Annotated in this window: 12 protein-coding genes; 7 read left to right on the top strand and 5 right to left on the bottom strand. The window is 73.7% G+C overall.

Going from position 1 to position 18260, the window contains the following annotated elements; translation table 11 throughout:
* Nucleotides 1-16 precede the first annotated feature (16 nt).
* Entirely contained in the window at nt 17-976 is a 960-nt protein-coding gene (locus FGW37_RS23775) for a bifunctional riboflavin kinase/FAD synthetase (RefSeq protein ID WP_179082898.1), read from the top strand.
* Nucleotides 977-1098: 122 nt separating this feature from the next.
* Here FGW37_RS23775 and FGW37_RS23780 read toward each other — a convergent pair whose 3' ends face one another.
* From FGW37_RS23780 to eccE, 3 genes are all read right to left on the bottom strand, one after another.
* Nucleotides 1099-4305: an SCO5717 family growth-regulating ATPase gene (locus FGW37_RS23780; protein WP_246430522.1), complete on the bottom strand. Its 3207-nt coding sequence runs from the start codon at nt 4303-4305 to the stop codon at nt 1099-1101.
* A gap of 279 nt (nt 4306-4584) precedes the next feature.
* Nucleotides 4585-5349, bottom strand: coding sequence for a hypothetical protein (locus FGW37_RS23785; protein ID WP_179082899.1), 765 nt, complete (start codon nt 5347-5349; stop codon nt 4585-4587).
* Nucleotides 5346-6626, bottom strand: a complete 1281-nt coding sequence (gene eccE / locus FGW37_RS23790) for a type VII secretion protein EccE (protein ID WP_179082900.1) — start codon at nt 6624-6626, stop codon at nt 5346-5348. Before eccE ends, FGW37_RS23785 begins: the two co-directional genes overlap by 4 nt.
* Before the next feature lie 181 nt (nt 6627-6807).
* Between eccE and eccB the strand changes: the two genes are divergently transcribed.
* From eccB to FGW37_RS23810, 4 genes are all read left to right on the top strand, one after another.
* Nucleotides 6808-8430 carry a type VII secretion protein EccB gene (eccB, locus tag FGW37_RS23795; RefSeq protein WP_179082901.1) on the top strand — a complete coding sequence of 541 codons (1623 nt, stop codon included), beginning with the start codon at nt 6808-6810 and terminating at the stop codon, nt 8428-8430.
* A gap of 208 nt (nt 8431-8638) precedes the next feature.
* Nucleotides 8639-10117, top strand: coding sequence for a type VII secretion-associated serine protease mycosin (gene mycP, locus FGW37_RS23800; protein WP_246430523.1), 1479 nt, complete (start codon nt 8639-8641; stop codon nt 10115-10117).
* A gap of 118 nt (nt 10118-10235) precedes the next feature.
* A complete protein-coding gene (locus FGW37_RS23805) occupies nt 10236-10634 on the top strand; it encodes a WXG100 family type VII secretion target (RefSeq protein WP_179082903.1) in 399 nt (132 codons plus the stop codon).
* A 108-nt stretch (nt 10635-10742) separates the two neighbouring features.
* Nucleotides 10743-11051, top strand: coding sequence for a WXG100 family type VII secretion target (locus tag FGW37_RS23810; protein ID WP_179082904.1), 309 nt, complete (start codon nt 10743-10745; stop codon nt 11049-11051).
* 147 nt (nt 11052-11198) lie between these two features.
* Here FGW37_RS23810 and FGW37_RS23815 read toward each other — a convergent pair whose 3' ends face one another.
* Together FGW37_RS23815 and eccCa are read right to left on the bottom strand one after the other, a co-directional pair.
* Nucleotides 11199-11429, bottom strand: a complete 231-nt coding sequence (locus FGW37_RS23815) for a DUF397 domain-containing protein (protein ID WP_168093490.1) — start codon at nt 11427-11429, stop codon at nt 11199-11201.
* Nucleotides 11430-11629: 200 nt separating this feature from the next.
* Nucleotides 11630-15586: a type VII secretion protein EccCa gene (gene eccCa, locus FGW37_RS23820; protein ID WP_179082905.1), complete on the bottom strand. Its 3957-nt coding sequence runs from the start codon at nt 15584-15586 to the stop codon at nt 11630-11632.
* 211 nt (nt 15587-15797) lie between these two features.
* Between eccCa and eccD the strand changes: the two genes are divergently transcribed.
* Complete coding sequence (eccD, locus tag FGW37_RS23825) at nt 15798-17264, top strand: type VII secretion integral membrane protein EccD (RefSeq protein ID WP_179082906.1); 1467 nt, start codon at nt 15798-15800, stop codon at nt 17262-17264.
* A 540-nt stretch (nt 17265-17804) separates the two neighbouring features.
* Complete coding sequence (gene rpsO / locus FGW37_RS23830) at nt 17805-18092, top strand: 30S ribosomal protein S15 (RefSeq protein ID WP_045934183.1); 288 nt, start codon at nt 17805-17807, stop codon at nt 18090-18092.
* Nucleotides 18093-18260 lie beyond the last annotated feature (168 nt).

Raw genomic sequence — 18260 nt, forward strand, 5'->3', positions numbered from 1 at the left:
GCGAGGAGCGGGCACAGTGCAGCGCTGGCGTGGCTTGGAGGACATCCCCCAGGACTGGGGGCGCAGCGTCGTCACCATCGGCTCGTACGACGGTGTGCACCGCGGGCACCAGCTGATCATCGGGCGGGCCGTGGAGCGGGCGCGCGAGCTCGGGGTGCCCTCGGTCGTGGTGACCTTCGACCCGCACCCGAGCGAGGTCGTGCGGCCGGGCAGCCACCCGCCGCTGCTGGCGCCGCACCACCGGCGCGCGGAGCTCATGGCCGGGCTGGGCGTCGACGCCGTGCTGATCCTGCCCTTCACGGCGGAGTTCTCGAAGCTCTCGCCCGCCGACTTCGTGGTGAAGGTGCTCGTCGACAAGCTGCACGCCAAGCTCGTCGTGGAGGGCCCCAACTTCCGCTTCGGGCACCGTGCGGCGGGCACCGTCGACTTCCTGGCGGAGCTCGGTGCCACGTATGACTACGGCGTCGAGGTCGTCGACCTGTTCGTGAGCGGCGAGGCGGGCGGCGGGCAGCCGTTCTCCTCCACGCTGACCCGGCGGCTGGTCGCCGAGGGCGACGTCGCGGGCGCGATGGAGATCCTCGGCCGTCCGCACCGTGTCGAGGGCGTCGTGGTCCGCGGCGCACAGCGCGGCCGCGAACTGGGTTACCCCACGGCCAATGTGGAGACCCTGCCGCACACCGCGATCCCCGCCGACGGCGTCTACGCGGGCTGGCTGACCGTCGGCGACGAGTCGATGCCCGCGGCCATCTCCGTCGGTACGAATGTGCAGTTCGACGCGACGGAGCGCACCGTCGAGGCGTACGCGATCGACCGGACCGACCTCGATCTCTACGGGCTCCACGCGGCCGTGGACTTCCTCGCGTACCTGCGCGGCATGGAGAAGTTCGAGTCCATCGAGGCGCTGCTGCTGTGCATGGCGGGCGATGTGAAGCGGGCGCGGGATCTGGTGGCCGCACACGAGAAGACGGCGGCCTGACGGCTGCCGCGGCGTCGGACGTACGCAAAGGGGGCCCCGTGCGGCGATCGCCGCACGGGGCCCCCTTTACGCGTGCACTGGTGCCGGGGCGCTCCGCGCCCCGTGCGCACTACTGCTGCGGGTTAGCTGTAGCCGTCCGGCCGGCCCGGGTGCCCTTGCTGTCCGGGCGGGGAGTACGGGCCCGGCTGCTGCGGCGGTTCGCCGCCGTACGGGCCCTGCGGGGCGGCGTACGGGTGGTACGGCGAGGGGGCCTGCGGGCCCGGCTGCTGGGCCTGCTCGGGGGAGTACTGGGCGGGCATCGGTGCGGCCGGGGCCGCCTGCTGCGGCTGCTGCTGCGGTGCCGGCTCTCCGCCCCATACGCCGCGCTGCTGCTGGGCCCGGGTGAAGTCCTCCGCCACCATGGCCGAGAGGTTGAAGTAGGCCTCGCGGGTCTTCGGCCGCATCATCTCCAGGTCGACTTCGGCGCCGGTCGCCAGGTGCTCGTCGAACGGGACGACGACCACGCCGCGACAGCGCTGCTCGAAGTGGGACACGATGTCCTCGACCTTGATCATCTTCCCGGTCTCGCGGACCCCCGAGATGACGGTGACGCTGCGGGAGACGAGCTCGGCGTAGCCGTGCGCATGGAGCCAGTCGAGCGTGGTGCTGGCGCTGCTCGCGCCGTCGACGGACGGCGTCGAGACGATGATCAGTTGGTCGGCGAGGTCGAGGACGCCGCGCATGGCGCTGTAGAGCAGGCCGGTGCCCGAGTCCGTGAGGATGATCGGGTACTGGCGGCCGAGCAGGTCTATCGCGCGCCGGTAGTCCTCGTCGTTGAAGGTCGTGGAGACCGCCGGGTCCACGTCGTTGGCGATGATCTCCAGTCCGGAGGGCGCCTGCGAGGTGTACCGGCGGATGTCCATGTAGCTGTGCAGGCTCGGGATCGCCGACACGAGGTCACGGATCGTCGCGCCCGTCTCGCGCCGCACGCGGCGGCCCAGCGTGCCCGCGTCGGGGTTGGCGTCGATCGCGAGGATCTTGTCCTGGCGCTCGCTGGCGAGTGTCGCACCGAGGGCGGTGGTCGTGGTCGTCTTGCCGACGCCGCCCTTGAGGCTGATGACGGCGATCCGGTAACAGGAGAGGACGGGCGTACGGATCAGCTCCAGCTTGCGCTGCCGCTCCGCCTCCTCCTTCTTGCCCCCGAATTTGAACCGGGGGCTGGCGAGCTGCTTCTTCGGCTTCGGCTTGTTGCGCAGCAGCCGCTCCGAGGACAGCTCCATGGAAGCGGTGAACCCCAGCGGGGCCCCGTGCACGGACCGCTGCCGCTGCTCCGGCGTCACCGTGGGCCAGCCGCCGGCGCGCGGGTCGGCGGGCAGTCCGCCCTGCCCGCCGTCCCCGGCAGGCGGCAGGGCACCGTCGGGGTACGGGGATTGGGTGTACGGGTACGGGGCGGGGGCAGGGGCGGGTGCTGCAGCCGCCTCGTGCGCGCCCGTGGGGCCCGGCTGGGCCTGCACCGCCGGCGGCAGCGCGGGAGAGCCGTCGAAGGGGCTCTGGGCGTGCGGGGGTTGCTGCGGGTCAGCCGGGGGCGCGGGGGCCGGTGCCGGGGCCTGCTGGGCGCTCGGGTGCGGGAGGCCGTCGAGGGCCGGCGGCACCGGGGCACCGTGCATCTCGGGGCGCGGGGCGCCGTCGAGTGCAGGAGGCACGGGCGCAGGAGGCACGGGCGCGTGGGGCGCGGGGGCCTCCGGACGCGGGTAGCCGTAACCGCCCTGCGGCGCCGAGGCGTTCGGTGCATGAGGCGCAGCGGCCTCCTGCGGCCCGGTGAGGCCCTGCGGCGAAGGGACGGCGGCGTCCTGCGCCGGGGGAAGGGCGGGAGCAGCCTGCTGCGGCTGCGCCTGGGGCGCCGGGAAGGCATGGGGCGCCGGAGCCGGCGCAGGGACGGCCGCCCCGTGCGCGTCGGACCGTGGGTATCCGTAGCCGTCCTGCGGGGCAGGGGCGGGGGCAGCCGCATACGGGGCAGGGGCGCTGTTGGGCGCGGCGGGGGCATCGGGCTGCGGGGAGCCGTCGAGAGGCGGCGGCACGGGCGCCCCATGCGCATCCGGGCGCGGGTACCCGTAGCTGCCCTGCGGCGCAGGGGAGGTGAGCGCGGGCGGCACGGGGGCACCCTGGGCATCGGGCTGCGGGAAGGGCGGCGCCGGCGGGTAGGGCGTCGGCGTGAGGCCGTTCGGCGGGACGGGCGCACCGGCGGCCCCATGGGCCGGCAACGGCGGCTCCGCGGGCCCCTGCTGTGCCTCAGGAGCGGCGGGCACGGCGGAACCACCCTGCTGGGCCGCGGCGTACGGGCCCGGGGCGGCCGGGAAGCCCTGCGGCGGCATGGGGGGAGGCGCAGGCATGCCGGCAGGCTGCTGCGCGTCCGGCACCGGAGCCGCAGGGGCGAAGTTCGGCGGGAGGGGAGGCAGCGCGGCCTGGGGCACCGGCGGCGGGGCCCACGCTGCCGCCTGCGCGTCCTGCCCCGCTTCCGCCGGCTCCTCGTCCGCACGCCCGGCGACCCTGTCGCGCAGCGCGGCGGCGGAGAACCGCATGGTGCCCTCGGGGCGCGGGGCCGTGTGCCCGGCATCCGAGGCCGCGTCCGCGCCTTCGGAAGCCGGCGCGTCCCCGGAGCCGTTCTCGGAAGCCGCGTACGAGCCCTCTGCGGGGCCCTGTCCGGCCTTCTGGTCGTCAGCAGAGGCGCCGGCGACGGGAGAAGCGCTTTCGTCCTCCGTGCGGCCCGTACCGGCGTCGGAGCGGCTCCCTGCATCGGAGCCCGTGCCGGCCCCGTGCCCCGGGCCCGCGAACGACTCGGCGCCGGCCTCATGCCGGGCCGCGGCGTCTGTGTCACCCGGGCCGCCGGCAGGGCCTTGTCCCGCGACGCCGTCGGCGGCCTTTGCGCTCCCCGCGTCTGCGGTCATCGCACTCGGCACGGAGGCGGACTCGCCGCCACGTGCCGTGATCTCGTCCTGCAGTGCCGCCGCGGAGAACCGCATCGTGGCAGGGCTCTTCACCCCGCCCGCCGCAGCGGTCTCCCCGGAAGCCGTCTCCGCCCGGTCGCTCCGCGCCTCGGCCACCGCAGGCGGCATCCCCAGCGGTTCACCCGAAGGCGGGGGAGGGGTGGGCTGCTGCGCGTCGACCCCGGCACCGCCCGGGCCCGCCGGGGCAGCCGCTGCGGAAGAGGCGTTCTGCGTGTACCAGGCAGGTGGCGTGTAGTCGATGGTGAACTCGCCCATGGTGTCGGGCTCGTGATCGTGACCGGCGTCGGACCGGTCCCCGCCGGCTGCGGACCCGCCTGCGCGGATCTCGTCCCGATCGCTGCTCACATTGCCTCCTGGTGTGGTCTAGCGCCCATGAAGTGCCTGTCGGGCCCGACCGTTCCCGTCGTCCGACCGCCCGGGTCTCCCCCGTTTGCGACAGGGGAGGCCGATGAGGTCCCCCGTCCGTACACCTGCCCAGCCTAATCGTCATACGCACCGCCGGGGCAGGCCCGCCCCCACCCCACCGGCCGCCCCGTGCGCCGCCCCGGGGCCCGGGCGGCGGCAACCGGACCGGGGCGCGCACCACGGGGGTGTGCACCCCGGCTGTTGCGTCCGTGCAGCCGGTCAGTCCATGCGGCGCGGGGCGCCCAGCAGCTGGGTCTCGGCATCCGTCGCCCGCACGTCGACGTACGTCCACGACTGCCCGGCGCACCACAACGTCACCGTCTCCGGGAGCGCGGGCAGCGCCTCGACGTCGGCCTGGGGCAGCCCGAGGAGGCGGCCGAGCTGCTGTGCCTCCTCCGGCGAGACCCGCTGGACGCCGACGAGATCCGCGCTGCCCAGCAGCCGCGGCGCATCCGGCCCCAGGTAGGGCAGCAGGGTCAGGACGGACTGCCAGGGCGCGGTCATGACCCGGCCGCGGGGCGGCCGGGCGCCGCAGTCGCGCACGACCAGGACCGGAGCGTGCACCGACGGGCCCTGCGGAGGCACCCGTCCGACGTCGTGCAGGGTCACGCACTGCTGCCCGCCGTTGGCGGCCTGCGCGAGCGGGCTCCACAGCCCGCGGCGGCCGGTCTCCACGGCTACCCGTGCGCCCGTGCCGACGGTCCGCAGGGCGATGACCTGTGCCGTCCAGGCGCCGCCGATCAGGACGGCGCCGAACGGCGTGGGGCGGGCCACTCCGAGGACGGCCGGTGCCTCCTGCGGGCCGGTGCCGATGACCACACCGTCGTCACCGACGGGGAGCGCCAGCGCCTCGTACTCCTCGGGCGCGAGCTCGTGCCGGCCCCGCCGCGGCCCGAACAGCCCGAGACCGAAGCGCGGCCGCCCTGCGCCGGAGCCGGGCGCGCTCCCGGGCCCCGGCGAAGGCGTCGAGGTGGTGGTCGTCATCGCGTACCTCCCAGCGGCAGAGTGGCGAGCATGCCGGGGACCTGCTCGTGGTCGAGCCGTACCAGACCGGTCTTCACGGAACGGGCCGCCCGCTCCAGCTCCCGCCGGGTCGCCGCCAGTTCGTCGGAGCTGCGGCCGGTGACGCGGACGTGCGTCGTCAGCGTCGGCGCATGGCGCCCGTTCCGCAGGCGCCCCCGTGCCAGCGTCAGGCTCAGCGTCGTCGACAGCGCCGGCAGCGAGGTGAGCAGGGCGGCGAGCTGCGGCAGGGGAACGGCCCCCGGGCCGAGCTGCGGCCAGCGTGCGACCCAGTACGTGGTGTGCCAGCGGTCGTCGCACCGCAGCGCCCGGACGCCCTCCAGCGTCCGCCGCACGGGCGTGGCCGTGCGCGCGGCCTGCGCGGAGGCCACCGGATTGACGTTCGCGGCCGTGGATATCGCGGCCGTCAGCTCGTCCTCGGACAGCAGCGCCGCCCGGAACCCGGCCCCCTGCAGCCGGCTCGCCAACTGGTCCGCCGCCCGCACCACGCAGCGGCCGGCACCCTCCTCGCCCCCTCCGCGCGCCTCGACGGCCTCCGGGCACAGCTCCGGGTCGAGCTTCAGCGCCACCCACGTCGTCCGGACCGCAGGAGCACCCGACAGGGCCTGCAGAGGTGCGTAGTTCCGCGCGGCCAGTGCATCGGCGGGCAGGTGCGGGGCGGGCGCCGGCAGGGTGCTCTGCACCACCTGCACGGACTCCAACCGGATGCCGTCGACGTCCAAGGCGTCCCGCAGGAGGGCCAGCGGCAGCGCCTTCTCGGCCCGCAGGGGGCGCAGCGGGGCGTCCACGGCATCGATGCGCAGGACCGCCGACACGAACGTCCCGTCACCCACCAGGCCGACGCCGCGCTGCCCGCGGTCCGTGAAGGTGCCGGTCCGCAGAGCCGGTTCGCACTCCGCGACCGGTGCCATCGCCGGATCCGTGCCCGCATCCGCCGGTGCCGTCCGGCGGGCGCGGCCGCGGAGCGCCACCGAGGCCGCCAGCGACTCCGCCAACGGCCGCTGGCCCCGGTGGACCAGCGCGAGCGACACCAGCACCACGGCCACCACGACGGCGGGCGCCATCAGCACCGGCCCGGCCGGCCCGGCGAGCAGCACCAGCGCCACGGCGACCTCGGCCAGCACCAGCTGCTGCAGCCGCACCGGCCCGACCCTCCCGCCCCGCGCCGCCGCGCGGGGGGCGGCCACGCCTGCCCCGGGATCGGCACTTCCCGGCGCCCCTACGCGCGTTGCGGCACCCATGCCTGTCACAGCCCCCTCAGCCGTCGCCGGCCACATCCACGGCCGGGCGGGAAATCCGGATCAGCACCGGGCCCTGACGGACCTGTTGATCCCTACCGGCATAGTAGGGGTCCGGTACGACAACCGGACCGAGCGCAGTACCTGTCGACCGGCGCCGAGACCAGGGGAGAAGCGGCTACACATGGCATCACGGCGGGATGAGCTCAACGCCTACGTCTTCGCGAGGAAGCGAACGGTCGCAGCCTTCCTGCAGCCTTCGCCCCACGGCACGGAGGAGGGGGCGCCACGCCCCCTGCGCGCCGTCCTGCCGGGCCTCGTCGCCGGGGCGGTGCTGATCGCGGGCTTCGGCGCCTGGGGCATGTTCAGGCCGACCGCGCCGAAGGGCTGGGACGACGAGGGCGCACACGTCATCGTGGGCAGCCAGTCCACCACCCGCTACGTCGTCCTGACGACGGACAAGAAGAAGCAGCTGCACCCCGTCCTGAACTTCGCCTCCGCGAAGCTGCTCCTCACCCCCGAGAAGTCCTCCGAGAACTCCTCCGCCATCAAGGTGAAGGAGGCGGAACTCGACAACGGCCGCATCCCGCGCGGCCCGACGCTCGGCATCCCCTACGCGCCCGACCGCATGCCCGGCCCCGGCGAGGCGGGCAAGCAGAAGCACTGGGCCGTCTGCGAACAGCCCGGTGCGGGCGGAAGGACCACCCAGAAGGCCGTCTTCCTGTTCGCCGGACGCGACCCCAAGCTGAAGAAGCTCATGGGCGAGCAGCGCCTGCGCGGCGACCAGGCGCTCTACGTGCAAGGCCCGGACGGCGCGCGCTACCTCGTCGACCCCCGGGGCACCAAATACCTGCTCGGTGGCGCCGACTGGAAGTCCGCCGACCCTTCCGAGCACAACCTGCTGCTCCGCTCCGTCTTCAACGACGGAGCCAAGCCGCAACCCGTCACCAAGGACTGGCTGGACACCTTCCACGACGGCGCCCCCATCGTCTTCCCCGAGACCGGCGGCGACATCGGAGCGGACGCGGGTGTGGGCACCCTGCCCGCCAAGGCCGGCCGCGTCGGCACGGTCCTCGAAGCGCCCACCGGCAACGGCACGCAGAACTACGTCGTGCTGCGCGGCAAGGTCCAGCGCGTCCCGCCGCTCGTCGCGAAGCTGCTCCTCAACAGCAGGAAGCTGGCCCCGCTCAACCAGGCGGGCGTACCCGAGCGGGTGAGCGCGGCCGCCTTCACCCCGGCGGAGGACGAGTTCTACGGGCAGTACCACTGGCCCTCCCAGGTACCCCGGCAGGCCAACTTCATTGGGCCCTCCAACGACACCCACCACACCGTGTGCAGCATCTTCAGCGGCATGTCCGCCGGAGGCACCCCCGAACTCGCCACCTGGGCCGGCGACGACTACCCGGCGACCATCCCCGACGGCGCCACCAGCGCATACGTCACCCCGGGCTCCGGCCTCCTCTACCGCCAGGTCACGGGGCGCCAGACCAACAGCGGGTCGGTCTTCCTCGTCACCGACACCGGACTGCGCTACGCCGTGCAGTCCAACAACGACAGCGGTACGGGCAAGTCGAAGATCGGCGAGAAGGCGACGCCCTCGGCCGGTCCGGACGGCGCGTCCGACTCGGCCGGTGCGGCGGACGGGACAGGGCCGGGAGCCGCGGGCCCGGCCGAATCCGACCAGGCCCGCACCAGGCTCGGCTACGGAAAGGTGAACCCCCTGCCCGTACCCGCGAACTGGTCGCAGTTCCTGCCGACCGGCCCCCGCCTGGACACCAACAGTGCCCGGCAGCCGCAGGGGTCGTGAGCCGGTCATGAGACAGCTGATGCCACGCACGATGAGGCAGCCGATGCCGCGTACGACGACAGTGCTCAACGCCGCCCTGGCGGCGGTCCTCGTAACGGCTGCACCAGCGGCCGCGCCCGGGGCTGTGCCCACGCCTACGCCTACGCCTACGGCGGCGTCGGCGGCGCCCGGACCGGCCCTCTCACCCGCCCCTGCGCTCTCCGCCCCGATGACGTCATCCGCCGCCGTGAACCTGGACGGCAGCGGCGAGTGCACCACCTACCCCGCCAAGACCATCAAGGGCACCCCTTGGTCGCTCCAACGGATCCTCCTCGACCGCCTCTGGCAGGACACCAAGGGTCGGGACAGCGCGGGCCGGCCGGTCCGCGTCGCCGTCATCGACTCGGGCGTCGACGTCCGGAACCCGCAGCTCAAGGGCGCCGTCGACGTCGAGAGCGGCGCCGACCTGCTCACGGGCATGGCGGAGGCGGCGACGGAGGCGGCGGCCAGGAGTGGGACGGGCGTGAGAGCGAACGCCAAGGACGCGCCCCGCGCACCCGGCCCCGCGCCGTCGCCCGGCCCGTCGGACGGGGGGAAGGGCGGGAAGGCGGACGAGGAGCGCAAGAAGGCCGGGGGCAAGAGCACGCCGAAGGCCGGTGCGCCGTCCGGATCCCCGTCCGGGGAGAAGAAGGACGAGCCCGGGAAGCCGGAGAAGTCCGCGGAGCCGAGCCCGTCGAAGAGTCCGGAGAAGAGCCCCGACAAGCCGCCGGAGGGGAAACCGGAGAAGGAGCCGGAGAAGCCGAAGCCCGATCCCACCCTCGATCTGGTGGGACACGGCACCAAGGTCGCCGGCATCATCGCGGCCCGCCCGTCCCCCGGCAGCGGGTTCGTCGGCATCGCACCCGAGTCGGTCATCATCCCGATCCGCCAGAACGACGAGAAGGGCACGGGCACGTCCCGGACCCTGGCGCAGGGCATCGGCCTGGCCGTCGCCGCGGGAGCGCGCGTCATCAACATCTCCCAGGACACGACGAAGGCCTTGGAGCACGACTCCGACCTCGAACGGGCCGTGAAGGAAGCGCTGGAGAAGGACGTCGTCGTCGTGGCCTCGGCGGGCAACGACGGCCTCGGTGGCGACGTCAAGGAGACCTACCCCGCCGCGTACAAGGGCGTCCTCGCCGTCGGCGCCTCCGACCGCAACAACGAGCGTGCCCCCTTCTCGCAGCCCGGCGAGTTCGTCGGGGTCGCCGCACCCGGCGTCGAGATGGTCTCGACCGTCCCGCTGGGCGGCCAGTGCGTCGACAACGGCACCAGCTTCTCCGCCCCGTACGTGGCCGGGGTCGCCGCCCTCATCCGCGCCAAGCACCCCGACTGGAAGCAGCACCAGGTCGTCGCCCAGATCGAGCAGACGGCGGAGCGCGCCACCAAGGGCCACGACCCCTACATCGGCTGGGGGGTCGTCGACCCGGTCCGTGCCCTCACGGACGACGCGCACCCCGTCGACCGCGTCACTCCGTCCGGGCCCGAGGCCCGCAGCGTCCGGGCCCCCTCCGTGGCCCCCCTGGCCGTGGGCGAGTCGCCGCAGCAGCGGCAGGAACGGCTCGCTGCGTACGCGCTCGGCGGCGCGGCCGTACTCGTCGCGACGATCGCCGGAGCGGCCGTCGTGGGGCGGGAGCACCGCCGCCGGAGGGCGTTGCGCGGCTTGTGAGTGCATCAAAGTGCCCGGGTGTGTGCGTAGTTGGGGCGTGCACTCAGAGTGGTTAGAGTGACATTCGGCGCCTTTCGCGGGCGTGGCAGACAACGGCCCTCGGGGGGAAAGGCGGAACATGTCGGAGAACGGCAGGCAGAAGGTCAGTGACGAGGCGTTCAAGGCCTTCACGGACGCCATCGACAAGACCAGTTCACACTTCTCGGCGAACCTTCGCCAGCTGGCGAACGTCATCGCCACCCTGGACGGCGGCTCCTCGTGGAAGGGAGAGGCGCACTCGGCCTTCCGTAAGGCGCAGAGCGACCTCAACGACGACCACGACCGGGTGCGCCGCATGATCGACCGCGTGCGTGAGGCCGTCGTCCTGACGCACCGCGCCTCCGGCGCGACCGACGCGGAGATCGCCGCCCAGATGAAGGGCGTCGACATCGGTGGCGGAGGCGCCGCACCCGCCTCCGCGTCCGCATCCGCCGCCGGAGCTCAGGGGGCGCCCTCCAGCGGGATCGACAACTACTGATCCGGCCGGGCACTCATGCCCGCCGCATTCCGGCTCATTCCGGCACACCATTCCGGCACATCATTCCGGCCTTTCGGCTTTGAACAGCACCACAGAGGGTGGGGACACATGGCAGATCATGGTGGAGAGCTCGTAGTCAACTACAGCTCCCTTCAGACCACGGCGGCCGACATCAAGAAGGCCGCGGGCGTGATCGAGCGCGAGCTGGAGGTCATGCGCAGCGCCGTGAACAAGGTCGCGGCCGGCTGGGAGGGCGAGGCCCACCAGATGATGCTGCAGGTGGACGCGGAGTTCCGGCGGCGGAGTGCGCACATCCAGGAGACGCTCAAGCAGGTCGCGGACCTGGTCATGAAGGGCGGCGAGCACTTCCACGCGACGGACAAGAAGGCGTCGCAGCTGTTCGACATCAGTTACTGATCCCGGTCCGCTGATCCGCGTCCGCTGAGCGGCTTCACAGCACTCCGGGGGCGGCCGACCGGGAATCCGGCGGCCGCCCCCGGCTCGTGCGCACCGGCGCACCGGTCTACCGGCCCGTCGGCACTGGTCCACCGGCCCGCCGGCGCCTTACTTCAGGTCGAACTCGCCGTCACGCGCACCCAGCACGAAGGCCCGCCACTCGGCCGGGGTGTAGCGCAGCACGGTGCCGGGGTCGGTCGAAGACCGCATGGCCACAGCACCGTCGGAGAAGTAGGCGATCTCGACGCGTTCCTCGTCATCCTTGGCCTCGGGCGCACTCAGCCATTCGAGACCGGAGATGTCGCGTGCGTACAGCTCGTCCTTCTCGCGTTCGTCCATGGGACAGGGGCCGCCTTTCGGGTGCGCAATTCCGTGGGATCGCTGTGGCATGAGGCCAGTTGACGCCTGCAGGGACGACAACTCCTGCAGGGACAGCATTCGCAAGCAGCGTACTCCGGATGGATCCGCGGCAGAGGAGATTCGCAAAGCGCTCGTACGGAAGGCCGGCCGTGTGGAGAATGCCCCCCGGCCGTGCCCCCTCACACCTCCTCCGGCACCCACCCCACCTGCACCAGCGACACGCCCCTCTTCCGGGACACGAAGTACCCGCGCCCGGGCGGCATCCCCTGCGGCCGCACGCTGCCGAGCAGGTCGCCCTCTCCGGGGTCGCCGGACAGCAGGACGCCCTGGGCGCCCAGCTCCTTCACGCGCTGCATGAAGGGCTCGTACATCGACCGGGACGCGCCGGCCGAGCTGCGCGCGATGATGAAGCGCACCCCCACGTCGCGCGCGAAGGGGAGGTTCTCGGTCAGGACGGCCAGCGGGTTGCCGCTGCCGGTGGAGACGAGCTCGTAGTCGTCGACGATGACGAAGAAGCGCGGGCCGGACCACCAGCTGCGCTCGCGCAGCTGCTGCGGCGTGATGTCGGGCTGCGGGGCGCGCCGCTCCATGAGGCGGTTGAGGGCCTCGGCGTGCACCGTCAGGGCCGAGGCGGTCGGTGCGTACTCCAGCAGGTGCGTGCCGGGGACGGCGTCGAGGAGCGTACGGCGGTAGTCGCCGACCACGATCTTCGCCTCGTCCGGGCCGTACCGCTCGGTGATCTGCCGGGCCAGGAGGCGCAGCAGGGCCGTCTTGCCGGACTCGCTCTCGCCGAAGACGAGGAAGAACGGGTCCGTCTCGAAGTCGGCGAAGACCGGTTCGAGGCCGGCCTCGTCGATGCCGAAGGCCACGCCGTGCTGCGGGTACTCGAAGCCCTTGGGCAGGTCGTCGGCGCGCAGCCGGCGCGGCAGGAGCCGCACGCCGGGGGCGCCGGGCCCGCCCCATGCCTCGCTGACGGCGCGGACCATGGCGGCGGTGCCGTCCGTGAGGGTCTCGGGGTCGCTGCCGGCGTCGATGCGCGGCAGCGAGGCCATGAAGTGGAGCTTCTCGGGGAGCTGGCCGCGGCCGGGCATCCCGGCCGGGACGTTCGCGGCGACCTTGCGGTCGAAGTCCGAGTCCATGGTGTCGCCGAGGCGCAGCTCCAGCCGGTTGAGGAGCTGGTCCTTGAGGGAGGCGCGCACCTCCATGGTGCGGGAGGCCGTCACCACGACGTGGATGCCGTAGCCCAGGCCGCGCGCCGCGATGTCGGCGACGACCCCCTCCAGCATCTCGTACTCCTGCCGGAAGCCGGCCCATCCGTCGACGATCAGGAAGACGTCGCCCCACGGCTGGTCCGTGATCTCGCCCGTCGCCCGCAGCCGCCGGTAGGTGCCGATGGAGTCGATCGTGTGCGCCCGGAAGTACTCCTCGCGGCGGGCCAGGATGCCCGACACCTCGGCGACCGTACGGCGTACGCGCTCGGGGTCGAGCCGGGACGCCACTCCGCCCACGTGCGGCAGGCCGTCGACGGCGCTCATGCCGCCGCCGCCGAAGTCCAGCCCGTAGAACTGCACCTCGGCCGGCGTGTGCGTCAGCGCGAAGGCCGACATCAGCGTGCGCAGCAGCGTCGACTTGCCGGACTGCGGGCCGCCGACGACCAGCATGTTGCCCGCCGCGCCGGAGAAGTCGCGGTAGAGGACGTCGCGCCGCTGCTCGAAGGGCTTGTCGACCAGGCCGATCGGGACGCTGAGCCGGCCGAGGCGCGGATGTTCGGGCGCCGTGAGGCCGCGGCCCGGCACGGCCGAGAGCGGCGGCAGGAGCTCGTCGAGGGCCGCGGCCCGGTCGAGCGGCGCCAGCCACACCTGGTGGGCCGGCGGGCCCTGGCCCTCGAGCCGCCGCACGATCACGTCGAGGACGGTGTCGGCCAGCGCGTCGTCGCCCGGGCCGGGCGCGGCCGGTGTCACGGGCGCCGGGGCGGTGTACGTGACGGGGACGGGCCCGGCGGTGAACAGCACCGGCCGGCGCTCGATCGGCAGCGGCCCCGTGCCGGGCCCCGTGCCCGCGCTCGACCGGTAGGCGCCCGAGACGTACGCGGCCTTGAAGCGCGTCATCTCGTCCGTGCCGAACTTCAGGTAGCCGGAGCCCGGCACCGGCGGCAGGTGGTACGCGTCCGGCACCCCGAGCGCCGTACGGGACTCCGCGGCGGAGAACGTGCGCAGGCCGATCCGGTACGACAGGTACGTCTCCAGGCCGCGCAGCCGGCCCTCCTCCAGGCGCTGCGAGGCGAGCAGCAGGTGCACGCCCAGGGAGCGGCCGATGCGGCCGATCTGGATGAACATGTCGATGAAGTCGGGCTTGGCCGTCAACAGCTCGCTGAACTCGTCGATCACCAGGACGAGTGAAGCCAGCGGCTCCAGCGCGGCACCGGCCGCCCGGGCCTTCTCGTAGTCGTGGATGTTGGCGTAGTTGCCCGCCGCCTTCAGCAGCTCCTGCCTGCGCTGCAGTTCGCCGGTGATCGAGTCGCGCATGCGGTCGACCAGCGTCAGGTCGTCGGCGAGGTTGGTGATGACGGCCGCGACGTGCGGCATCTGCGACATGCCCGCGAAGGTCGCGCCGCCCTTGAAGTCGGCGAGGACGAAGTTCAGCGTCTCGGAGCTGTGCGTGACCGCGAGCCCCAGGACCAGCGTGCGCAGCAGCTCGGACTTGCCGGAGCCCGTCGCGCCGACGCACAGCCCGTGCGGCCCCATGCCGTCCTGCGCCGCCTCCTTGAGGTCCAGCATCACCGGAGCGCCGCCCTCGCTGACGCCGATCGGCACGCGCAGCCGCTCCGCCGCCGACCGCGGGCGCCACGTGCGCGCCACGTCCACCGTGCCCGCGTCGCCGAGCCCCAGCAGTTCGGTGAAGTCCAAGTTCGCCAGCAGCGGCTCGTCGCCGTCGTCGCCGGTGCCCAGGCGCAGCGGCGCCAGCTGCCGCGCGAGCGCCTCGGCGGCCTCCACGGCGAGGGTGTCCGGCTCCCCCTCGTAGACCGCGACCTGCGACTCCAGCCGCAGCGATCCCGGCTCCACCACGGCCGACAGCCCCCCGCGGGGCTCGCCCAGCTCTCCCGTCACCACCTCGACGACGGTCACGCCCTGCAGTCCCTCGGGCGCCGCGAACACCGAGTCCGCCGGCACCGCGGCACCGTCCAGCACGACCACGACGTGCGGCTGGTCCAGCAGCGGCCGGCCGTCCCGGCTGAACCGCGTACGCCCCTCCAGGCGCGGCCGCAGCAGCTCCTCCAGCTCCGTCAGGTCGTCGCCGATCAGACGCCGCGCGCCGGCGCCGTCCACGGCTCCCGGCACCTGTACGTGCGGCAGCCACTTCGTCCACTCCCAGGACGGCGCCGCGCCCCGTGCCGTGACCACGGCCACGACGAGGTCGTCCGGAGAGTGCAGCGTCACCAGCTGGGCCACCAGTGCCCGCGCCGTGCCGTGCACCGTCTCCGGGTCGCCCGACAACGTCAGGTGATAGAAGGCGCGCAACGACAGAGCCACCGGCATGCCGTCCAGCGCGCCGTGCGTCGCCAGGAACTGCTGCATCGCGCCCGTCGTCAGCGGCTCCAGCTCGTCTATCGGGGCCGTCTCCGGCGCCTCCAGCGGCGTCGCGAGCTGCTGCGTGCCCAGCCCGATGCGGACCTGCGCGAAGTCCTCGTCGCTCGCGCGCCGTTCCCACAGGCGCGTGCCCTCGGCCACCACCGACCACAGCTGGTCGGGGGAGGGGTGCAGGTAGAACTGCGCGTCGCGCTGCGCCGCGGCGGTGCGCTGCACGGTGCGCCGCGTCTGCGCGAGGTACTTGAGGTAGTCGCGGCGCATGTCCGCGGTCCGCCCCTGTGTGCCCTGACGGTGCCGCACGATCATCGCGATGGTCATGCCGAGCGTCGAACACATCATCAGGACGCCCATGATCTTCATCATCGGGGCGGCACCCGGCATGAAGAAGTACACCATCGACGAGGCCATGCCGAGCGTCGGCAGCAGCTGCATCAGCAGCCCCTCCTGACGGTCCCTCGGCAGCTCCGGGGGCGCCTCCAGCCGGACCGCCTCGCCGGGCACCTCCGGCGGCAGAGCCCTCGGCGGACGACTGACCACGATCTGGCTCACCGGATGCCTCAATCCCTCCGCACCGCAAGGACAGTTCCGCGCGGCGCCCCTGTCGCCCCGACGGCGCGGGCCCCATGCGCGGAACGGTGATCCTATCGGCGTACGGGCATACGGCCCCGATAGGGTGGCCGCACATCCGTGCACAGTGAAGCCGCACGGTCGTGTACGCGAAGCCGCACAGTCGTGCACAGTCGAACAAGGGGCCTGATAGGTGAGTACGTCCGCTGCGACCGGCTTCTGCAGAGTGACCGTCGTCGCGCCCGACAGCCGGATCGACGTCGCCCTGCCGGACGACATCGCCGTCGCCGACGTGTACCCGGAGATCCTGCGCCTGACCGGGCAGACCCGGCCGGCCGGCACCCCCACCGGCTACCACCTCGTACGGCGCGACGGCACCGTCCTCGACGGCGCCCGCTCGCTCGCCGCCCAGCACGTCCTGGACGGCGACCTGCTCGCGCTGCGCCCCTTCTCCGAGTCACTGCCGCCCGCCGTGCACGACGACGTCAGCGACGCCATCGCCTCCGCCGTCACTCGCGACCACACGCTGTGGAGCGACAGCCTGCTGCGCGCCTGCGGCCTGGCCGGCGGGGCGCTGCTCCTCGCCCTCATGGGCCTCGCCCTCTGGTTCGCCGACCCCGTCCGGCATGACATGCACGGCCTGCCCGGCGCCGTCGCGGCCGCCGCCGGCGTGCTGCTGACGGCCCTCGCGGGCGTACGGGCCCGGGTCTACGCCGACCGCGCCTCCGCCGTCGCCCTCGGCCTCGCCGGCCTCCCGCACGTGATGATCGCGGGCTCCGGCATCCTCGGCCCCGGACCGGGCGAGGGCGCCGGCCGGCTGCAGTTCCTGCTGGGCTGCGCGGCCGTCGTCGTCGCCTCCGCCGTGCTCGTCGCCGCCGTGCCCACCGGCGACGCCCCCTTCGTCGCCGCCTTCACCGCCGCGGCCACCGGCACCGTGGCCGCCTTCTGCGCGATCTTCACCGGGGCCGGCCCCGCCGCGGCCGCCGCCGTCTGCGCCGTCGTCGCCATAGGGGCCGTCGCCTTCCTGCCCGGCCTGTCCGCCCGCGTCGCCCGCCTCCCCGTCGGCTACGCCGCGCCCCGCTCCGCGGTGACCGGGGACCGTGGGGACCGTACGGCCTCCCGCGGCGGCCGGGGGCCGGAGCCCGTGGACGCCGCGCTCATCGCCGCCCGGGTCCGCCGCGGCCACGAGCTGCTGCTCGGCCTCGTCGGCGGCTGCGCGGTCCTCGTGACGGCCTCCACCGCCGTCCTCGCCTTCGCCTCCGGCGGCGGCCCCTGGCCCCGTCTCCTCGCCCTGACCGCCGGCCTCGCGATGCTGCTGCGCGCCCGCCTCTTCCGCTACACCGCTCAGGTCGCCTCCGTCCTCGGCGCGGGCCTCGCCGCCCTCGCCCTGCTCGTCCTCGGCCTCGCCCTCCAGCCGGCCGCCGACGCGGGCGCGGGAGGCGGCTCCCTCGACGTCCGTACGCTCTGGCTCGCCGCAGCCGTCACCCTCGGTGGTGCCTTGCTCACCGCCGTGGCGCTGATCGTGCCCGCCCGGGGTCTGTCACCCTTTTGGGGGCGTCTCTCCGATCTCGCCGAGAGCGTCCTCCTCCTTGCGCTCGTCCCGCTGTGTCTCGCCGTCCTCGATCTGTACTCGGCGGCGCGCAGCCTGTCGGCCGGGTAGCCCGGGTTGCCCGCATAGACGGGCAGGCCGGGCAGGGCGGGCAGGCCGGGCAGGGCGGGGCCGGCCGGAGGCGGCACCCGCCCCATGCGGCCGCTCCAGGCCCGCCCCATGCGGCCGCTCCAGGCCCGCCCCATGCGGCCGCTCCAGGCCCGCCCCATGCGGCCGCTCCAGGCCCGCCCCATGCGGCCGCTCCAGGCCCGCCCCATGCGGCCGCTCCAGGCCCGCCCCATGCGGCCGCCCAGGGAGAGCCCAGGGCCCGCCCGAGGCCCCGCCCGAGGCCCGCCCCAGGCCCCCGCGCCCCAGGCCTCGCCCCAGCCCCCTCAGGGCCTGCCCCGGCCCCGTGCCCGGCCCTCCCGGCAAGGGGGACTGGTCCGGGCTGGTACTCTGTGCAACGGCCGTTTGTGTACGCGCCTCCGGAGCGCCCTTCGCGGGTCTCTGGGGACAGCGCCCAGCGGACCCCGCCTCCCGAGTAACGGAAGCTCTCCTGAGTAAGAGACCAGGGGCACTCGGTGGCCAAAAGACACTCAGAAGGAGTATCGCGTGTCGCTCGACGCCGCTACGAAGAAGCAGATCATGGCCGAGTTCGCCACCAAGGAGGGCGACACCGGCTCCCCCGAGGTCCAGGTCGCGATGCTCACCCGCCGCATCTCGGACCTGACCGAGCACCTGAAGCAGCACAAGCACGACCACCACTCGCGTCGTGGCCTGCTGCTTCTGGTCGGCCAGCGTCGCCGCCTGCTGCAGTACCTGGCCAAGAAGGACATCACGCGCTTCCGCGCCCTGGTCGAGCGCCTCGGCATCCGCCGCGGTGCCGCCGGCGCCAAGTAAGACACCGTGAAGGGAGCGGTTCCCACGATCTGGGGGCCGCTCCCTTTGCGTATCTCGTGGAAAGCAGAAGCTTTGTAGTCTGGTTTCCACAACGGCACCTACGCCGAACCGTATGAGGAGGAGCGCTCAGCTCGCCGCCGGTCCTCGGTAGTGGCCCCCGGATCAGGG

Origin of the sequence: Streptomyces rectiverticillatus, from assembly GCF_013394065.1 — a bacterium.
In the GTDB taxonomy this organism is placed as follows: domain Bacteria; phylum Actinomycetota; class Actinomycetes; order Streptomycetales; family Streptomycetaceae; genus Streptomyces; species Streptomyces rectiverticillatus.

Excerpts from the sequence above, each read along its gene's own strand:
- eccE (WP_179082900.1), bottom strand. The coding sequence starts at position 6,626 with ATGGGTGCCGCAACGCGCGTAGGGGCGCCGGGAAGTGCCGATCCCGGG.
- FGW37_RS23810 (WP_179082904.1), top strand. The coding sequence starts at position 10,743 with ATGGCAGATCATGGTGGAGAGCTCGTAGTCAACTACAGCTCCCTTCAG.
- mycP (WP_246430523.1), top strand. The coding sequence starts at position 8,639 with ATGACGTCATCCGCCGCCGTGAACCTGGACGGCAGCGGCGAGTGCACC.
- FGW37_RS23785 (WP_179082899.1), bottom strand. The coding sequence starts at position 5,349 with ATGACGACCACCACCTCGACGCCTTCGCCGGGGCCCGGGAGCGCGCCC.
- eccB (WP_179082901.1), top strand. The coding sequence starts at position 6,808 with ATGGCATCACGGCGGGATGAGCTCAACGCCTACGTCTTCGCGAGGAAG.
- FGW37_RS23805 (WP_179082903.1), top strand. The coding sequence starts at position 10,236 with ATGTCGGAGAACGGCAGGCAGAAGGTCAGTGACGAGGCGTTCAAGGCC.
- FGW37_RS23815 (WP_168093490.1), bottom strand. The coding sequence starts at position 11,429 with ATGGACGAACGCGAGAAGGACGAGCTGTACGCACGCGACATCTCCGGT.